The organism is Arminella tubonensis, from assembly GCF_003240585.1.
GTDB lineage: Bacteria > Pseudomonadota > Alphaproteobacteria > Rhizobiales > Rhizobiaceae > Rhizobium > Rhizobium tubonense.
Genome location: NZ_PCDP01000036.1, coordinates 21,378 through 39,733, shown reverse-complemented (window position 1 = coordinate 39,733; position 18,356 = coordinate 21,378). Strand labels below are relative to the sequence as shown.

The 18,356-nt window shown below is 59.3% G+C and carries 15 protein-coding genes and 1 riboswitch; of the genes, 3 read left to right on the top strand and 12 right to left on the bottom strand.

Annotation, left to right across the window (positions count from 1 at the left end; genetic code table 11):
• Window positions 1-4 precede the first annotated feature (4 nt).
• Window positions 5-898, bottom strand: coding sequence for a LysR family transcriptional regulator (locus CPY51_RS15020; RefSeq protein ID WP_111161049.1), 894 nt, complete (start codon window positions 896-898; stop codon window positions 5-7).
• A 119-nt stretch (window positions 899-1,017) separates the two neighbouring features.
• On the opposite strand from CPY51_RS15020, the gene CPY51_RS15015 reads away from it, so the two are divergent.
• From CPY51_RS15015 to CPY51_RS15005, 3 genes are all read left to right on the top strand, one after another.
• Entirely contained in the window at window positions 1,018-1,260 is a 243-nt protein-coding gene (locus CPY51_RS15015; protein WP_111161048.1) for a hypothetical protein, read from the top strand.
• 66 nt (window positions 1,261-1,326) lie between these two features.
• Entirely contained in the window at window positions 1,327-1,536 is a 210-nt protein-coding gene (locus CPY51_RS15010; RefSeq protein WP_111161047.1) for a hypothetical protein, read from the top strand.
• 296 nt (window positions 1,537-1,832) lie between these two features.
• Window positions 1,833-2,852, top strand: coding sequence for a GlxA family transcriptional regulator (locus CPY51_RS15005; RefSeq protein WP_111161400.1), 1,020 nt, complete (start codon window positions 1,833-1,835; stop codon window positions 2,850-2,852).
• Between the two features lie 30 nt (window positions 2,853-2,882).
• Here the strand turns inward: CPY51_RS15005 and CPY51_RS15000 are convergent, their stop codons facing one another.
• The 11 genes from CPY51_RS15000 to CPY51_RS14950 form a co-directional block, all read right to left on the bottom strand.
• Window positions 2,883-4,214, bottom strand: a complete 1,332-nt coding sequence (locus CPY51_RS15000) for a diguanylate cyclase (protein ID WP_111161399.1) — start codon at window positions 4,212-4,214, stop codon at window positions 2,883-2,885.
• A 226-nt stretch (window positions 4,215-4,440) separates the two neighbouring features.
• Entirely contained in the window at window positions 4,441-5,271 is an 831-nt protein-coding gene (locus CPY51_RS14995; protein WP_111161046.1) for a response regulator, read from the bottom strand.
• Between the two features lie 149 nt (window positions 5,272-5,420).
• The gene (locus CPY51_RS14990) at window positions 5,421-7,934 is read right to left on the bottom strand and encodes a GcvT family protein (RefSeq protein WP_111161045.1); all 2,514 of its coding nucleotides are present in this window, start codon (window positions 7,932-7,934) and stop codon (window positions 5,421-5,423) included.
• A gap of 249 nt (window positions 7,935-8,183) precedes the next feature.
• Window positions 8,184-10,796 (bottom strand): mechanosensitive ion channel family protein, encoded by a 2,613-nt coding sequence (locus CPY51_RS14985; RefSeq protein ID WP_111161044.1) that lies wholly within the window; start codon window positions 10,794-10,796, stop codon window positions 8,184-8,186.
• 136 nt (window positions 10,797-10,932) lie between these two features.
• Entirely contained in the window at window positions 10,933-11,493 is a 561-nt protein-coding gene (locus CPY51_RS14980) for a DUF924 family protein (RefSeq protein ID WP_111161043.1), read from the bottom strand.
• Window positions 11,494-11,566: 73 nt separating this feature from the next.
• Window positions 11,567-12,577 (bottom strand): FecCD family ABC transporter permease, encoded by a 1,011-nt coding sequence (locus CPY51_RS14975; RefSeq protein ID WP_111161042.1) that lies wholly within the window; start codon window positions 12,575-12,577, stop codon window positions 11,567-11,569.
• A gap of 72 nt (window positions 12,578-12,649) precedes the next feature.
• Window positions 12,650-13,609, bottom strand: a complete 960-nt coding sequence (locus tag CPY51_RS14970) for an ABC transporter substrate-binding protein (RefSeq protein ID WP_111161041.1) — start codon at window positions 13,607-13,609, stop codon at window positions 12,650-12,652.
• 13 nt (window positions 13,610-13,622) lie between these two features.
• Window positions 13,623-14,411 (bottom strand): ABC transporter ATP-binding protein, encoded by a 789-nt coding sequence (locus tag CPY51_RS14965; RefSeq protein ID WP_111161040.1) that lies wholly within the window; start codon window positions 14,409-14,411, stop codon window positions 13,623-13,625.
• 425 nt (window positions 14,412-14,836) lie between these two features.
• Window positions 14,837-15,057, bottom strand: a riboswitch (cobalamin riboswitch).
• Between the two features lie 159 nt (window positions 15,058-15,216).
• Window positions 15,217-16,275, bottom strand: a complete 1,059-nt coding sequence (locus tag CPY51_RS14960) for a sensor histidine kinase (RefSeq protein ID WP_111161039.1) — start codon at window positions 16,273-16,275, stop codon at window positions 15,217-15,219.
• Entirely contained in the window at window positions 16,272-16,718 is a 447-nt protein-coding gene (locus CPY51_RS14955; protein WP_275540475.1) for a response regulator, read from the bottom strand. Before CPY51_RS14955 ends, CPY51_RS14960 begins: the two co-directional genes overlap by 4 nt.
• Window positions 16,715-18,232 (bottom strand): sensor histidine kinase, encoded by a 1,518-nt coding sequence (locus CPY51_RS14950; RefSeq protein ID WP_146260131.1) that lies wholly within the window; start codon window positions 18,230-18,232, stop codon window positions 16,715-16,717. Before CPY51_RS14950 ends, CPY51_RS14955 begins: the two co-directional genes overlap by 4 nt.
• Between the last annotated feature and the right edge of the window lie 124 nt (window positions 18,233-18,356).

Sequence of the window (18,356 nt, the reverse complement as noted above, 5' to 3'; positions counted from 1 at the left end):
GAACTCAGGCAGCGCGCGCCAGCTCGCCGAAAGCATAGCGAATGCTATCGGCCACAGCGGCCATCGGCCCGGTCATCTGCGATGAGGTCAGGAGCCTGATATCGAAGGTATTGAGCTCAGGCAGACCCTCGTTCGGGCCGAGGATCGTCATGTCCTCGGTAACGTAGGAGCGCGGGAACGGCGCGACAGCCAGATCGGAAACGACAGCGGCGCGCTGCGCCATCGTATGAGCGCTGAGGAAGGCCACACGATAGTTGCGCTTGTTGTTCTGAAGCTGCGCAAGAGCATCCGAGCGCCAGATGCAGCCCTCCTCCCAGATTGAGATGGGCAGCGGGTCACGGCGATGCGCCGTGCCGCATTTCGCACCGGCCCACACAACCCTCTCGGTATAAATGATCTCACCGTCGGTCGGGAACGGTCGCGTCGCGCAATTGATCAGCGCCAGATCCAGCCGCTGTTCCTCGATGCGCTTCTTCAGGCCGATACTCATGTCGACGGTCACATCGACCATGATACCGGGATAGGTCGCCGCGAAGCTCTTGAGGACGCTCGGGAGCAGGCGCTCGCCGATATCGTCGGGCGCCCCGAGACGCACGACGCCGCTGAGTTCCGGCATTATGAACCGGGAGACGGCCTCGTTGGAAAGCGCCAGCATATTGCGAGCATAGGACAAAAGCATTTCGCCATGATGCGTCAGGCTGACGGAGCGGGCGTCGCGCAGGAACAGCGTAACGCCGAGCTGCTCTTCAAGCTTCTTGATCTGCATCGAGACGGCCGACGGCGTACGATATACGGCATCGGCGGCTGTCGAGAAATTGCCCGTCTCGGCGATAGCCACGAAAGTTCGCAGCACGTCGTTGTCGAGCAGCGGTATGGGACGGCGCAAAGGAACGGTCATCGTCTCATCTTTCAATTTTTCTGATCTTTAGCACCATATCATTTCGTTTGTCTGATTGTCAACGCACCCCATATTAACAGGCATAGAGACCAGAACGGACAGCCGAGAAGGAGTTCCACATGGTTGCCGAGACAATTCGAGACATCTTCAACCTGTTTACCCACGTCAGGGCAAGAATGCTGCGCCACACGACGCAACGCACGCTCCAGGAGATGGCCCGTCTGCCCGGGCATCTGATCGACGATGTGAACGCGCGCGGCCTGCCATCGGATCGGTTGCTGCCGCCGATCACCGGCACTCGCGCCAAACGGAGATACTTCAAGAATGCTTATGGTAGCCATAAGATCTATTCGTTTGATTGATGCCCGTCGCAGGCACATATCAGTACTCGAGGGTGGAAGCCGCCCTCAACCCGAAAGGAAACCGACATGACCAGCATTACCTATAGGACCACCGAAAAGAGCCATTATTCGCCGTCTTTCGGCATTGGTCTATTCACAGCGCTTTCGACCTATTCGCTCAAGCTTGCCGAACGCCTGGAGCAGTGGCAAGCAGCCCGCGCAATCGAATCCATGCCGATCGACATGCGCAAGGACCTCGGCTGGCCTGCCGCCGACATCACACGAGGCCGCAAATGAATGTAGCGAATGCGACATCCGGTAAAATATGAGAGCGACGCAACTTCAAGAGGCGCCGCTCTCGCCTTTATTCGCCTCTGCCAAATAATGTTGATTTTCATAGACATATATAAAGCTCGCCTTCAGCACGCCGCCCCGCCATGCTAGGCACCCCCAATCGGGTGACAATTTTAGCCATGTCGCGCAAATAACACTTTGCGGCCGTTTTTATCCATGACACTGTCGCTTTCAGACTATCAGACCGGCGCAAATGACGCGAGGAATGTGGCATGGCAGCGGAGCATGGATCCTCTCAGATGAGCAAAGCACAGGTAAAGAAGCGTTCGCTAGTTTTCTTCCTCGTTCCGCATTTCACCATGCTTCCGTTTTCCGCCGCGATTGAAACGCTGCGAATTGCAAACCGGATGCTCGGCTATCCGGCCTACGTCTGGCGCCTCGCATCCACCGACGGTGAAAAGGTCTATTCGTCCAGCGGCATCGGCATCGAGGTCAATTCGTCGCTCGCCGACGAGCGACGCTACCTCGGCGGTGAAAATCGTCCGAACATGGTGTTGGTCTCCTCTGGGATTTACGTCGAGGAATTTCACAACAAGTCGGTCAATGCCTGGCTACGCGAATCCTATAATCGCGGCGTCGCGGTGGGCAGCCTCTGTACGGGCGCGCATGTGCTGGCCCAGGCAGGTCTCCTCAACGGCAAGCGCTGCGCCATCCACTGGGAAAACCTGCCGGGCTTTGCCGAAGCGTTCCCTCAGGCCGAAGTCTATGCCGATCTCTACGAGGTCGACAGCAACATCTATACCTGCGCCGGCGGCACCGCCTCGCTCGACATGATGCTCAATCTCATCGGCCAGGATTTCGGCGAAAATCTCGTCAACCGCGTCTGCGAGCAGGCGCTGACCGATAGAGTTCGAAGCCCGCACGACCGCCAGCGCCTGCCGCTGCGCGCCCGCCTCGGTGTCCAGAATTCCAAGGTACTGTCGATTATCGAACTGATGGAAAGCAATCTGGCCGAACCACTGTCGCTGCTGGAGATCGCCGATGATGCCGGCCTCTCGCGCCGGCAGATCGAGCGCCTGTTCCGCCAGGAGATGGGCCGTTCCCCTGCCCGCTACTACCTCGAAATCCGCCTGGACCGAGCCCGCCATCTTCTCGTGCAGTCTTCGATGCCGGTTGTCGAGGTGGCGGTTGCCTGCGGCTTCGTTTCCGCTTCGCACTTTTCCAAGTGTTATCGCGAACTTTACAATCGCTCTCCCCAGCAGGAGCGCGCCGAGCGCAAGCTGAGCATGTCGACAGCCCGAACCGGCGTCGTCATCTGAACATACATTGCCGAACGGGCGGCGCGATGATTATTGCGCCGCTTCGAGGGTCATGCGCGCATCCGAATAGACCTGGTTTCGACCCTTGTGCTTGGCCATGTAGAGAAACTGGTCGGCGGCGTTGAGATAGTTCTCGAATGTCTCGTAGCCGGCGATTTCGGCCACACCGATCGAGACCGTCACCGACAGCTCTTCATCATCGGCGGGGATTTTCAGACCGGATAGACTGGTCCGCACCTTGTCGCAAAGCTCGGTCGCCGCTTGTGAATCCATTTCCGTGAACAGGATTGCGAACTCCTCGCCACCGAGCCGCGACAGAAGATTGTCACTTCCTTCGAACAGCGCCTGCAGGCGGTCGGCGACCGCCTTAAGGACCTGATCGCCGATTTCGTGACCATAGGTATCGTTCAGCCGCTTGAAATTGTCGATATCGAGGATCGCAACCGCCGCTGGCTGCGACCGGCGCAGGCATTCGTTGACGAGCAGCGGGCCCTGGTCATAAAAATAGCGCCTGTTGTAGAGCCCTGTCAGATAATCGCTGGCGGCCGCAATGCGCAGATGCTTCATCTGCATCAGCGTCTCGATGTTATGCGCGATCCGGCACTGCAACTCTTCAGGCACGAACGGCCGGTAGACAAAATCATTGGCGCCAGCCTTCAGGAACGTCGCCGACAGCAAACGGTCACTTGAGGAGGAGATGCCGATCACCCGCATCCGGTCCGAACCATATTGTTTGCGAATGCGCCGCGTCAGCTGGTAGCCGTCCATGTCGGGCATGTGATGATCGGTTATCACAAGTTCGATGTCGCTATGCCTGCTGAGTGCCGCCAGCGCCTCGATACCGGAACAAGCCTCGGCAATCATGAACTGCTGAGCTGCCAAGAGATCGACCAGAACCTGACGCGCTGATGGAAGGTCGTCGACGACCAGCACCCGTGTCTTGCGGTTGGAGATTGCCCGACGAACCGATGAAACCAGGTTGTCGAGCGCGAATTCGTTATCTTTCAGGACATAGTCGACAACATTGCGCTCCATGATGCGGTCGCGCACGCTGACATCGAAATAGCCCGTGAATACAATGACCGGCACATTGTGGGCGATCGTGGCGTCCAACGCCTCGCCACGCGGCGAATCTGGCAGGTTAAGGTCGACGACGGCAATGGTGAAGCCGTGGTCATCCCTGCTCAAAGCTTCGTTGAGGGCTTTCAGCGAGGCACAATGCGTCACGTCGAGGCCAAGTTCGGTACGGAATCGGTGCGTGAGGATGGAAGCGAACATGCGCGAGTCTTCGACCAAAAGCATTCTTTGGCTATTGCGGCGCGAGATGGGTCCGTCGCGCATGATATCTGCCTGAAATGCCATTCCGCTCATGCCCCTCCTTGCCCCTCCCGCTCGCTTGATTCAGATGCAACTTATCCGCTCAACGAAATAACGCCCCACACGATTATCGTGAAGGGTGTTCATAGAACATACACATCCTAAATTGCAACGACCTTGCCGACACGTATCCCGCGTCGCTGCGTTTCCACGCAAATCCAGGAGCCTCTCGTCTTTCCGGCATTTCCTCCTTTGTTATCAATCTCCTCGGCTAGGCGCTCGCGCGCATCTGGCGCATCGACTGTATCTGCAAGAGCGTGTCGAGGTTCTGGTTGACGCGGCAGTAGAATTCCTCGTCGATGAACGGGCGAAGGATAAAGTCATTGCCACCTGCCTTGAGGAACCGTGCCGAAAGCAGCCGGTTGGTCGAGGACGAGACACCGATGATGCGCAGTTCATGCGAACCGATGCTGGCGCGGATGCGCCGCGTCAATTCGAAACCGTCGATATCGGGCATGTTGTAGTCGGTGATCATCAGGCCGATATCGCGATGCGCCTTCAGGATCTCCAGTGCCTTCGCTCCGTTTTCCGCGACGTCGACACGGAAATTGTAGCGCTTCAGGCGGCTCGAGAGCAGCGCCCGCGCGGTCGCGCTATCGTCGACGATCAGCACATGATGGCGATGATTTGTGAGGAACCGGCAGATCGACTCTGCAAGCAGGTCAACGGCGAAGATATTGTCCTTGAGAATATAGTCGACGATATCCTTGGCCATCAGCGCGTCGCGCATGCCTTCCTGGAACGTGCCGGTGAAGACGATAGTCGGGATACTGAGATCGACCAGATACTCCAGCGCCTCTCCGTTTTCTGCCCCGGGTAGATTGATGTTGGAGATGGCCAGCCGGATCGGCTCCGAGGACTTGTCGTAGGCAAGCTGCAACTCCTCGAAACTCCGGCAGATCTCGATGTCGAGATCGAAAAGCTCTTTCAGTCTCGTACGAACCATCGATGTAAAAACATTGGAATCTTCAGCAAGAATAATACGTGCACCAGCAAACGAGCCGCCTGAGTACTGCATTCCAGAAATGCCTAAAAATGACATGACCAACCTTTGGATAAATATTTCGTTCGACTATCAGATCGATACAACAAAGCATTTGAGTATTTGTTAATTCAACCAAACGCCACCAAATGAGAAGGGCGGCACTTGGCCGCCCTAACATTCCACGATGTTTACGGATTCTAGACTGATCAGGCGCGCAGAACCGCGTTGTCAGGGTCGAACGGGCTCTCGCCGACGACAGTTGCCGTATAGATCGTACCAAGTATCTTGATCTTCAACTTGGTGCCTTCGGCAGCATAGCCGGGTTTCAGCATTGCCAGCGCCATCGACTTGCCGATGCGGAAGCCATAAGTCCCGTTGGTGGCGCGACCGACAAGTTCGCCGGCCTCGTTGTAGATCGCTTCCGATCCGCGTGCATCGACGTCGTTGCCTGTCTCGACGATCAGCGTCGCAAAATTCCACTGCAAGCCCTTTTCCTTATAGGCAAGCAGCCCGTCGCGGCCGAGGAATTCCTTCTCCGGCTTGATGAAACGGTCAAGCGCGGATTCGTAGGCATTGTATTCGATCGACATCTCGCGCGGGATCAGGCGGTAGGACTTTTCGACCGACATCGCCAGCATGGCGCGTATGCCGAAAGGCTTGATCCCGAATTCGGCACCCGCCGCCATCAGCTTGTCGAAGATGTAGGTCTGCATTTCGATCGGATGGTGAAGCTCCCAGCCGAGTTCGCCGACGAAGTTGACGCGAAGGGCGTGCGCGGACGCCGCGCCGACGGAAATCTCTTTGCCCGAAAGCCAGGGGAAATCCTTGTTTTCGAGGCTGGTGCGCGTGAGCTTCTTCAGGACATCGCGCGACTTTGGCCCGGCAAGAACGAGCACGCCCAGACGCTGGGTGATCTGCTGCAGGCGGACCGATCCGTCACTTGGTAGCAGCTTGCGCAGGTAGTCGTGGTCATGCGCTTCGTAGGCACCGGCCGAGACAAGGTAGAAGCGGCCCGGCGCCCATTCGTAGACCGTGAATTCGGCACGAACGCCGCCCTGTTCCGTCAGCATGTGGCAGAGCGCGATGCGGCCGCGCTTCTTTGGAATGGCGTTGGCGAAGATCGAGTCCAGCCATGCGCGCGCACCGGGACCGGAAACTTCCATCTTGGCGAACGCCGACATGTCGAGCACGCCGACATTCTTGTTGACGTTCATGACCTCGTTGCCGACATGATCGAAGTAGTTCGAGCGGCGGAACGACCACTTTTCGACGATGCGGCCGTCTTCTGTCGGCGGCGCATAGTTGTGGTTGGTCAGCACGTCTGCCCCGAGATCCAACTCCTCCTTGGCAACTGAATAGCCTTCCGGCGCAAACCAGTTGGCGCGCTCCCAGCCGTAGACGGAGCCGAACACGGCGCCGAGCGCCTTGAGGCGATCGTAGATCGGCGTGGTCTTCAAGGGACGGGCGCCGGAACGCTCCTCGTCCGGATAGTGCATGGTGAAGACGTTGGCGTAGGCCTCCTCGTTCTTCTCGATGAGATAGCCTTCGTTGGCATAGGGGCCGTAGCGACGTGGATCCACGCCCATCATGTCGACGGTCGGCTCGCCATCGACGATCCATTCCGCAAGCTGCCAGCCTGCCCCGCCCGCTGCGGTGATGCCGAAGGAATGGCCCTCGTTCAGCCAGAAGTTCTTGAGACCTGGAGCCGGGCCGATGATCGGGTTGCCGTCGGGTGTGTAGGCAATGGCGCCGTTGTAGACCTTCTTGATGCCGACTTCGCCAAACGCCGGAACGCGGACGATCGCCGTCTCGATATGCGGCATAAGCCGGTCGAGGTCTTCCTGGAAAAGTTCGTACTCGCTGTCGTCGGACGGACCGTTGACATAGCAGGCAGGCGCGCCGTGCTCGTATGGGCCGAGCAGCAGTCCGCCGTTTTCCTCGCGCATGTACCAGGCGCTGTCGGATTCGCGAAGCACGCCCATTTCCGGCAGGCCCTTGGCCTTGCGCTCAAGGATGGCCGGGTGTGGTTCCGTCACGATATACTGATGCTCGACCGGGATAACGGGAATATTGATCCCCACCATCTCGCCGGTCTTGCGCGCGAAATTGCCGGTACAGCTGATGACGTGTTCCGCGGTAATCTCGCCCTTGTCGGTCGTCACCTTCCAGAGACCGTCCGGCAGTTGCTCGATCGCAGTGACTGCGGTGTGGCGATAGATCGTAGCGCCTAGATCGCGGGCACCCTTGGCCAGTGCCTGCGTCAGGTCGGCCGGCTGGATGTATCCGTCGTCGGGATGCTGGATGGCGCCGAGCAGGCCTTCGGTCTCACAGAGCGGCCAGATTTCCTTGACCTGTTCCGGCGTCAAGAGCTTGACGTTGACACCAATCGTCTCGGCGATGCCGGCATAATACATGTACTCGTCCCAGCGATCCTTGGTAAGAGCGAGACGGATGTTGGAAACTTTGCTGAAACCGACATTCATGCCGGTTTCCGCCTGAAGCTCCTGATAGAACTTCACCGAGTATTTGTGGATCTGGCCGACGGAATAGCTCATGTTGAACAGCGGCAGCAGGCCCGCCGCATGCCAGGTCGAGCCGGAGGTCAGTTCCTTCCGCTCGATGAGGACGACGTCGTCCCAGCCCTTCTTGGCAAGGTGGTAAAGCGTCGAGACGCCGACGACACCACCACCGATCACGACGGCCCGTGCATGTGTTTTCATGGAAAGACTACCTCTTCGAAACTGAGCGGCCCGGCATTTTGATCCGGGAGAGATGACGATGTCGCGGACTATGCAATTCCGGTTCGTCCGCCAAATGCCTGATTACGACATGGGGAAAGCTTGCCGCGACGATGTGTGAATAGACAAGCGCGAAATCTGTTTTTCAGCGCTTTTCATCGCAGAAGAGCCGGATCGGGACATCGCGAGGCGCCGTGACGAAGCTCACCGCTGTCGCGATCAGGCGAGCGGTCACCCCTCGCCTCGCCGACGGGCGGTGCCGCTGCGCAGTTCCTGCGGCGGCTTCGATTCCGTCGGCACCGCATCTTCGCTTGGCGCCGGCTCGATCGCCTCGATCACCGTGCGCGCTTCGCCCACCACCTCAGCCGGTCTTGTGCGCATCGGGTCTCGGCGGATCTGCAGTTCCTGCGTCGGAAAGGGAATGACGATCCCTTCCTGGCGGAAACGCTCGAGAATGGCGATCCGCAGATTATTGCGGATCGGCATGCCATCTGAGAGATCGGCGAGATAGAACCGCATCTCGAAATCGAGCGATGACGGCCCGAAGCGGAGGAACTCCACGTGCGGTTCCGGATTCCGAAGGACCTTCGGGATTTTCTGCACCAGATCGAGCAGCACATCCATGACCTTCTGCGGGTCGGCATCGTAGCCGACGGAGATCGGGATTTCCGAACGGGCCAGACGGTTGCGGTGCGTCCAGTTGCCGACCGACGCGTTGATCAGCTCCGAATTCGGCACGATGATCGATTGCTTTCGGAACGTCTCGATCTCGGTAGCCCGTACCGAAATCCGCTTGACGATGCCTTCGGACGTTCCAGAGACGATCCAGTCTCCCACCTTGAACGGCCGCTCGACCAGGAGGATCAGACCCGAGACAAAATTCGACACGATGTTCTGCAGGCCGAAACCGATGCCGACCGAGAGCGCGCTGGCGACCAGCGCGAAGCTGGAAAGGTCGATACCGGCAGCCGAGATCGCGATGACGGCGGCAACGGTGACGCCGAGATAACCGATGCCTGTCTTGACCGAGTTGCGAACGCCGGTGTCCACCTGGCTGCGAGCCATGATATTGGTGTCGAGCCAGCGCTGAAACCACCGGGTCATGAGATAACCGCCGGCAAACAGCAGCACGCCGACACCGATGCCGACCAGCGATATGTGGATATTGCCAAGCCGGATCTCGGTGAACAACTGGTAGGCGAAGAGCTCCAGATCCTGGATGTGGAAGCCCCAGGACATCAGGATCAGCGGAATGCCGGTAAACAGCGCGATGAAATAGATCCCGAGTCCCGCGACGAGCGCCGCCTGGTCCAGTGCGACTTCCCCGAGCTTGAAGCGCTGCTGCAGGAAGCGTCCGGCGATCGTTTCGGGAAACGTCTCCTGGCTTGACACGGCCTTGCCGAGCAATATGCCGAGGTACATCGTCACGAGGACAGCGCTGGTGACGATCAATTGCGAGGCTATGAAGCGGGACAGGCCTACATAGCCGACCAACGCCGTAAAGATCAGCCCGCCACCCATGACGCGCAGTATGATCGCCATGCCGTGCGGCCAATGGCGACCGGGGGCTTCCGGATCGCCGTTCTTTGCCAGCATCGGCTTGCCGAAAGAGACCGCAATGAGAATCACACCGACGATCAGCGCGGCGACAAAGCTCTTCGCAACAGTGACGACGACAGGAGCGCCCATCACTTCGCTGATGCGATTGAATACGAAATCGAGGCCGTTGACGATCGCCATCGCCTGCAGGCACCAGCTCAACGACCGCGCGCCCTTGTTCGATAGCCTAACAAGGCGCCAACGCGGCTCCGAAGGCGCAAATACGGCGTTGGTCACCCGGCCGACGAAGTAGACGAGACCGGTAAAGCCGAAGACTGCCGAAATCACCGGCGCGATGTCGGGCCTGAGCACATTGAATGTCGACAGAAAGAAATAGGAGATGACGAGCAGCGCCGCGACAGCAAGCGTGTCGACCATAGTCGACCAGAAGGCGATGGAGAGACGGCTGATATAGGGAGGCGCCTCGATCGTATCGTCGCGCTGGAAATAGCGGCCGAACAGCCGATATGCCCCCGACAACAACACCAGCGCCGTGGCAAGCGACAGAAAGACGGAAGTGAAGAGCGGTATTCGCTTGAATTTCCAGACGAACGTTCCCCAACTAGCCAGCGCGGCGCCAAAGTCCGTGGCCTCCTGGACAAACGCCGACCCGGCATCGCCGAATGTCGTGCCCGATAGCTCTGTGCGTCGCAGCAGCGTCTCGGCAAAAAGCTCCCGTCGCATCGCGGTGACATCAGTGGCAAAGCGGCTTGCGGCTGCCAATGCGCTATCCGCGTCGCCGGTCACGACAGTGATCTGGGAGCGCTCTGCCGTCAGCCGGTCTCTTTCCTGAGCAACGAGCGGCACTTCCGGCGGTTGGCCTTCCTTGGGAGGCGGGCCGATCTGGGTCAGGCGATTGTTGATTTCGTCGAACCGTGGCTTCAGGCTGGCCGAGACGGCGGCGATGGTTCGGTTGAGCTCATCGGCCTTGCCGGAGAGCACCACCAACGCCTCGTCGTCGCTGGCGCTCTGCTTGGCGCTGTCTTGCAGCGACGCCAGCTGCTTGCGCGCCTTTTCAAGATCGACTGCAGCGCGATCGAGCACGCCATTGGCGAGCTGGGGCGCCTGCGACGGCTGTTGCGCCTGCCCCGCTTGCGGCTGCGATTGCGGCTGCGGCTGCGATTGCGTCTGGACGGCCGGCTGCTGTTCCTGCGCAAATGCAATCCTTGCGGCCGAAGGATCGAAAATCTCGACAGCCAGGACCAGCAGAACCAGATAGCGAACAAATTTCTTTGGCAGGGGCAAGCAAGGCTCCTCGTCACAACGTCATCGGCAATATCGGCGGCGGCAAGATACACCGGATTGGCGGCACCGCCGAATTGATCTGTTGCCTTGTAGGCAAAGAAAGGCGGCAGAAAGGCGGCTGCCTCGCCTCAAATCCCTAGAAACCAGCGTCCGGCTGGGCAAGATAGTCGCGTTCGGCCTCCGTCGACACGCGGCCGAGCGCGGCATTTCGATGAGGAAATCGCCCGTAGGCTGCAATCACCGCCCGATGACGAATGGCGAAATCGATATATTCCTCCTCGCCAAGCGCCTGGAAAAACTCGACCGCCTTTTCCTGCTCGATCAGGTTCTCGGCATGCTCGAAGGGCAAGTATAAGAAGCACCGGCGTTCACGCGCGACCTTCTGGTCGGCACCGGCATTCAGCGCAATCTTTGCTTCCTGCAGTGCAAGGCCGTCAGTGGCAAAGGCAAGGGCAGTACCGCGATAGATATTGCGCGGAAATTGATCGAGGACGATCACCGTCGCGAGCTGGTTTTCCGGCGTCGCTCGCCAGACGCCGAGGACCCCGCCGGCAAGCGCCAGATGCGTATCGCGGAACCGCCGGCGTATCTCCTCGTCAAGCGCAGCCGAGACCTTGAACCAATCCTCGCGCCCGCACTCCTCGAACCAGAAATCCAACACCTCCTCCGGCGTGCAGATCGCGTGACTTTTGTCCATGACCTCTCCTTCTGCGGTAACTCGTGAACATCTAAGCCGCTCTGGCAGGAAGGCAACGGTGAAACGTACACAGTCAGCTTTTCCGCAGGATAAGGATAAAGGCAACGCCGCCGGCAAGGCCGGTGACGATGCCGATCGGCATGTCCTCTGGCGCCATGATCATCCGCGCGACGATATCGGCCCAGATCGGCGTCAACGCGCCGACGGCCGCACTTAGCGGGATCACCCGCACATTGTCTCCGCCGCCGATCAGGCGAACGAAATGGGGAACCATTAGCCCGACAAAGCCGATCACGCCCGAAAAGGCCACCATCGCCCCAGTCACGAGAGCCGTAACGACGAACAGTAGGAACCGAAGGCGGGTAACCGATATGCCAAGCGTCGCGGCAGTCTCGTCACCCATGGCCAGCGCATTGAGCTCCCGAGCCTTCAACGTCAGCACGATCATGCAGCCGGCCAGCACGACAGCGGGATAGGCAAGATGGGACCATTGCGCCAGACCGAGCCCACCGAGCATCCAGAACACCACGGTATTCGTGGCACGCGGATCACCGAGAAAGATCAGCAAATTGCCAAGCGCAGTAAAAACGAACGCGACCGCGACGCCGGCAAGCACCATGCGGTCAGCCGTGTGCGACCGGGTAAGATGCGCGACCAGCGCCACGGCTGCAGTGGCAAGCAATGCACCGGCGAAGGAAAAGAGCGGCACGGTCAGCAAGCCGACAATCATGCCCGTATGCAACAGCGCCAGGATCGCGCCGAATGCAGCACCTGAGGAAACACCCAGAAGATGCGGATCCGCCAGCGGATTGCGCGTCAACGCCTGCAGCGTTGCGCCGCTAACCGCAAGGCCCGCACCGACAAGCGCCGCGAGGACGACGCGCGGAAAGCGCACATCCCAGACGATGCTCTCCTGCCCGCGCGACCAGACGACGTCGAACGTCCCCGGCCACATCTTGTTGCCGACGATCGACCAGACGGTGCGGAACGAGATCGGCACCGCACCTAAGGAAACGCCTGCTGTCAGGGATAAGACAAGGAGAAAGAAAAGAACGATGAAGACGAGCAACAGGCCGACGCGCATGTGGATTTCCATGATGTGGGTCGAGCACCGGACCAAGCATGATCCGGTGCCCGGGGGTCGACGCAAAGGGCATTACATCGCTTCGGAATGAAACGCCTTGGCGAGAGCGGCGATGGCGTCGATGTTGCGTGGTCCGGGTGTCGCCTCGACGTAGGGCAATACGACGAAGCGGTCGTTCTTGACGGCATCGATATTCTTGAAAGCCGGATTGTTCTTGAGGAAGGCGATCTTCTGCGCGGCGGTCACCTCGCCGTAGTCGACGATGACGATCACCTCTGGGTTCTTGTCGATCACCGGCTCCCATGGCACCTCCGCCCAGCTCTTCTCGACGTCATCCATGATATTGACGCCACCGGCCGCCTCGATCAGCGCAGTCGGAATGCCGTAGCGACCCGAGGTGAACGGCTTCTCCTCGCCGGAATCATAGACGAACGCGCGCACCGGCCGATCGGCATGGCCCACCTTCGCCTCGATCTCTCCCACCCGCCGGCGATATTCGGCGACCAGAGCCGCGGCCCTATCGGTGACATGGAATATCTTGCCGAGGTTCAGAATATCGACGTACATGTCGTCCATGGTCGGCTTGTTCTTCTCCATCACGAAGATGCAGGATTCCGTCAGTTCGTAGACCTTGATGCCGAAGGGAGCCAGGGTGTCGGGCGTCACCTCCCCGCCAACCTTCATCCCGTAGTTCCAACCGGCGAAATAGAAGTCCGCATCGGCATTGAGCAGCACCTCCTTGGTCGGATATTTCGGCGAGAGCTCCGGTAGTTCCTTGACGCCGTCGCGAAGCCTCTCGTCGAGCGTCTTCCAGCCGGATACGCCGGTATAGCCGACCATTCGGTCCTGCAGCTTCAGTGCCAGCATCATTTCGATCAGGTTGACGTCGTTGGCGACCGCCCGTTCCGGCACGTTGTCGAAGGTGACATCGCGATTGCAGCTTCGCACGGTCACTTGCTCCGCCTCGGCAGTGGCCGCAAGCAGCGCTGAGAATAGGAACAAACCTGTCAGTAGGCTGCGACGAATACGCATATGTAAACTCCTGCTAGCTAAGGGAAAAAGTAAAACGGTTCAGCGATGTGTCGACAGCGCGATGTGCACTGGCAGCGACGCCGAAGGCGGTCGAAATGCGCTGGGCGGTAAGCACCTCGCCGGGCACACCATGGCCGGTGATGCGTCCCGAACGGATGACGGCGACCTTGGTCGCAAAATCCGCCGCCAGATTGATATCGTGCAACGTCGCGATGATCGTCGGACCGAGATCCTTCAAAAGCGCAAGAATCTCAAGCTGATGACGGATATCGAGATGATTGGTCGGCTCGTCGAGAATAACGATCTCCGGCTCCTGCGCCAGCGCCCGGGCAATAAGCACCCGCTGCTTCTCGCCGCCCGAGAGAGAGGAAAATTGCCTCGACGAGAGATGCCGCAGCTCGAGATTTTCCAGCGCTTGTGCCGTGATGTCGCGGTCGCGGTCACCCCAGCGGGCCAGCCCCTTGCGATGCGGAATGCGACCCATCATCACAACGTCCCTGACGCTGAACGGAAAATCGGCCGGGGTCTCCTGGAGGACGACCGCTATGCGCTTTGCAACTTCGCGCGGCCTGATCGACCAGAGATCCACTCCGTCGAGACGCACGGAACCCTGCATAGGCCGCACGCCGCGATACAGGCAGCGAAGCAGCGTGGATTTCCCCGCACCATTCGCGCCGATAATCGCAAGCCGTTCACCCGCCTCAACTGAAAGGCTGACATTGGCGATGATGTGATGCCCCGGCCTCGGACCCCAGCACAGGTTTTCCGCCTCCAGCCGCGCACATATCGGCAGCGTCGTCATAAGGCATCTCCGCCGTTGCCGACGCGCCGACTGGCTGCGAGGCGCGAGCTGCCTTGGACCTGGACGCGGAAACCATACGGTTGCCCAACCGCCACCTTGGCGCTCGTCGTCTGCAGCCGCCTCAGCGGCAACGGGCGGGATGGGCGTGACGCGCCATTGCATAGCCCCTTAAGCCGCATTCGACTTGAGGCAAAATCATGCAACATTTCAAAGTGATAGGTCGCGTTTAGTGCATCTATGCGGACGCGTGGGGCTCTAGTTTGCCGGCAGTCGGCACTTGAGGTGATCCAATTCGCCTTGTCCTTCGCATTGCCCATGAGTAGCCTCCCGGAGATCTCGCCGGAGGCAATGCCACGATAGGACTTTCAGGCACAGCTGCGCCCTCACCCAACCACGCATTTTCCATCGGAACACCCCGTCCGTTACGGTTGACATCAACGATGGCAGGTCTCCTGGCTCGCGGGTCACAGCCCGTTCGCACCTTCCCGGCCTTTGAAAAGCCAGTGGCATGTCGCGAACGCACTCTCCGCTTACAGTTGCGGGGGCAGCCACGGTTTTGGCCCCTGATGGGTAATCCTCACCGTGTTCCCTTTTCAGCCGCCCTCCGGATAATCCCGGTGGCAGCACCATCGATCTCATCCGTCTCACGGAATGATCATCCCGACAACTGCAATCTTGGAGATCTTCCGCTTGTCCCCTTCTGTTCGGAAACGCCGCCAGCCGATAGATCTGCTTCGCTCGAAGCGATATGTTATATCATAACATTTGGCAACGACAAAATTCAGCGGGGCGAATGGGCGACGCGTCAATCGATTGGAAAAACCAGAACAGCGCGGGTGCCGGGATGGTCTGGATCATAGGCGATTTCGGATTTCAGGCTCGATGCCATCGCCCCCAGCAGCTTGGTGCCCAGTCCCGTCCCTTTTGGCGGGGCGCTGAGATCGAAGCCGCCGCCGTCGTCTTCGACATGGACGCGGAGTTCGTCCGGGCCGTTCCGTTTGACTACGACGCGGATCTGGCCGGTCTCTCCTTCCGGATAGGCATATTTGAAGGCGTTGGTGACGAGTTCGCTGATGATAAGGCCGAGCGTTATCACCTTGTCCGTCGTCAGGCTGAGGCCTTCGCAGGCGAGCGCCACCCCATGCGGACGCTTGTCGTCCCGCATCGAGGCCTCCAGCTCCTGCAACAGGCTGTCGAGATATTCGTCAAGCCGGACCGTACCGACCTCGTGGCTGGTATAGAGCCGGCGATGGACGCTGGCGATCGCATTGATGCGCATCTGCGTTTCCTGCAGCGCATCGATGGTCCCCTGGTCCTTGGTCACGGACGCCTGCATGCGGATCAGCGCGCCGACCAGCCCCAGGCTATTGGCCACGCGGTGATTGACCTCAGCTAGCAGCAGCTCCGCGCGATCCCGCTCCTGGCGGATGACCTCCTGCGTGTGCATCGTTTCGCGTCGGAAGCGCGCCCGCTCAAGCCCCTGGTCGAGTGCGGCCGCCAGAAGGTCGAAATAGTCGGTCGATACGCCTTTGAGCACGTAGTCGTCGGCGCCGGCCTTCAGCGCGGCGACCGCGACGCCGGTATCGCCGGAGCTCGTGGCATAAATGACAGGCGGATGATCCGGCATCGCGATGATGGAGGGCAGAATATCAAGGCCGGTCTCGCCGTTCAGGAAATGATCCAGCACGATTGCGTCGATGCCGCCTTCGGCAAGCCGCGCAAGGCCGGATGCGCCGTCGACCGCCACATGAATGACGTAGCCACGCCGCGCCAAATTCCGGCTCGTAAGCACGCCCAACCCCTCATCGTCGTCGATGTAGAGGATATGTACGGCAGTGTCGGCCCCGCCCTCCGGCTCGCTCATTCCGCCTCCGGTATTTTCATGACGGCGACGAACATGCCGAGTTGCTGAATAGCGTGAACGAATTTGTCGTATTGCATCGGCTTGCTGACGTAGACATTGGCGCCGAGGTCATAGCAGCGGGCAATTTCGCGCGGGTCGTCGGTCGTGGTCAGTACGATGACCATGGCGCGACGCGTATGGGGGTTGGCCTTGACCTTCTCGAGAATATCCAGCCCGCTCATATCAGGCAGGTTAAGGTCGAGCAGTATAAGGATCGGCTGCCCTTTCCATGATTCACCGCTGCCGTTTTTGCCCATAAGGTACTCGAGCGCTTCGCCACCGGTGACGAAAGGAACGATCTCGTTGGTCACGCCGGCACGACGGATGTTCTTCTCGATCAACCGTGCATGGCCCTCGTCATCCTCGATCATCACAATTTTGACGGCGCTCGGTGTATTCATCATGCCGTTTCTTCTTTCTTCGCTCGTGCGAGGTCGGCGGCGATCGCAACTTCGAACGTCGTTCCTTCCCCCAGCGTCGATCGGACTTTTACATCACCCCCGAGCCGCCGCGCCAGCGCCCGCACATGCGCCAATCCGACGCCGTCACCCGGTCGATCCTGCCTGCCAGACCGTCGGAACAATTCGAAAATCCGCTCCTGGTCTCCCTCGGCTATTCCCCTGCCATTATCGCTTATCTCTAATGTTGCCAATAGGCCATGGCGCCTTCCGCGAACAGTGATGCGCCCCGCGCGTGAGGGGTCCACATATTTGATCGCATTGTCGAGGAGGTTGCTGACGATCTGCTGAATGGCGAGCCTATCCGACTGTACCTCCGGCAGCACGCCTACGACCTCCACCGTTGTCTCACCCTCATCAAGTCGATGCCGCAGCGTCGACAGGGTTTCCGCGACAATATCCCCAAGCCTGACCCTGTCCCGGTGTAGTTCCCGGTTCCCTGCTCGCGCCATGACGAGGATCTGATTGATGAGATTGTCCATCCGCTTCATGGATGACCGGATGAATCCCAGCGCCTCGGGTATGTCGGTTTCAACGGCTTCGATGGCAGCCTTGCCATCGTGATCATTGGGATCGGCATGCGTCCTTTCAAGATATTTTCGGAAGACGCGGCTTGCCCTGTCGAGCTCCTCGGTGAAGCCCATGATATTGACGAGCGGCGCACGCAAATCATGACTGACGATATAGGCATAGGTCTGCAATTCGTTGTTCGCTCGTTGCAGGCTTTGCGTTCGGGCAACGACCGTTTCCTCAAGTGTCTCATTCGCGAGCGAAAGCTGATCCTGCGCAGCTTCGATCTGGCGGGTATGATTGTAGGTGAGCCTCATCGCGCCACCCGCAAGAAGAACCAGCAGGCCGGCACTGACCGCAATAATTGTCGACAGCGACGTGGTGGACGCCCGCAATGCGCTTATGTGGAGTGCCGCATTGGTGGCGCCGTTCTGCTGGATGGCTGCAATTCTGTCCCTGATTGCGTCCATCAGGTTTATGCCGACATCCGACTTAACGAGCGCAAGCGCTCCGGCCGCATCTCCCGATGTCTTCAGATCGATGGTTTTCTGCATCTCGGCCAGCTTCTGCGTAAACATGCCTCTCAATTCATCGATCGCTGCCTGCGGTATGCCGATATCGCGCAGAGCCGGCGTCAGCGCAGTGATCTCCGCTGGAATGGACACAGAAGACTTCGTGAAAGGTTCGAGATAGCGCTCGTCGCCGGTCAAAAGGTAGCCGCGCTGGCCGATTTCGGCATCCTGTGCCGAACTCAGGAGCCTAAGGACACGGATGTTCAGGCGACCGGCATTGACCGCACTGTCGGATTCATCCGCCGCGCGCTGAGAGAAGTAGAGTGCTCCCAGCACCACGCCCAAGAGAACGACTGCACCGACCGTCAGGATCATCGGTACCGATTTGAACAGCGAATAGTGAAAACGGACCATGATCACAACAAGAAGGCCCAGCAAGACCACCGTCCGACTGGGTTTGATTGATGACAGACTTTCTCGGTGATCCGTGGCGCCCCCACAAATCCCGCCCCTAAACGCACGGGGTAATACATGGTTCCATTAGCGACAAGAAAAACTCAAG

Excerpts from the sequence above, each read along its gene's own strand:
- CPY51_RS15020 (WP_111161049.1), bottom strand. The coding sequence starts at position 898 with ATGACCGTTCCTTTGCGCCGTCCCATACCGCTGCTCGACAACGACGTG.
- CPY51_RS15015 (WP_111161048.1), top strand. The coding sequence starts at position 1,018 with ATGGTTGCCGAGACAATTCGAGACATCTTCAACCTGTTTACCCACGTC.
- CPY51_RS15010 (WP_111161047.1), top strand. The coding sequence starts at position 1,327 with ATGACCAGCATTACCTATAGGACCACCGAAAAGAGCCATTATTCGCCG.
- CPY51_RS15005 (WP_111161400.1), top strand. The coding sequence starts at position 1,833 with ATGAGCAAAGCACAGGTAAAGAAGCGTTCGCTAGTTTTCTTCCTCGTT.
- CPY51_RS15000 (WP_111161399.1), bottom strand. The coding sequence starts at position 4,214 with ATGGCATTTCAGGCAGATATCATGCGCGACGGACCCATCTCGCGCCGC.
- CPY51_RS14995 (WP_111161046.1), bottom strand. The coding sequence starts at position 5,271 with ATGTCATTTTTAGGCATTTCTGGAATGCAGTACTCAGGCGGCTCGTTT.
- CPY51_RS14990 (WP_111161045.1), bottom strand. The coding sequence starts at position 7,934 with ATGAAAACACATGCACGGGCCGTCGTGATCGGTGGTGGTGTCGTCGGC.
- CPY51_RS14980 (WP_111161043.1), bottom strand. The coding sequence starts at position 11,493 with ATGGACAAAAGTCACGCGATCTGCACGCCGGAGGAGGTGTTGGATTTC.
- CPY51_RS14975 (WP_111161042.1), bottom strand. The coding sequence starts at position 12,577 with ATGCGCGTCGGCCTGTTGCTCGTCTTCATCGTTCTTTTCTTTCTCCTT.
- CPY51_RS14970 (WP_111161041.1), bottom strand. The coding sequence starts at position 13,609 with ATGCGTATTCGTCGCAGCCTACTGACAGGTTTGTTCCTATTCTCAGCG.
- CPY51_RS14965 (WP_111161040.1), bottom strand. The coding sequence starts at position 14,411 with ATGACGACGCTGCCGATATGTGCGCGGCTGGAGGCGGAAAACCTGTGC.
- CPY51_RS14960 (WP_111161039.1), bottom strand. The coding sequence starts at position 16,275 with ATGAGCGAGCCGGAGGGCGGGGCCGACACTGCCGTACATATCCTCTAC.
- CPY51_RS14955 (WP_275540475.1), bottom strand. The coding sequence starts at position 16,718 with ATGATGAATACACCGAGCGCCGTCAAAATTGTGATGATCGAGGATGAC.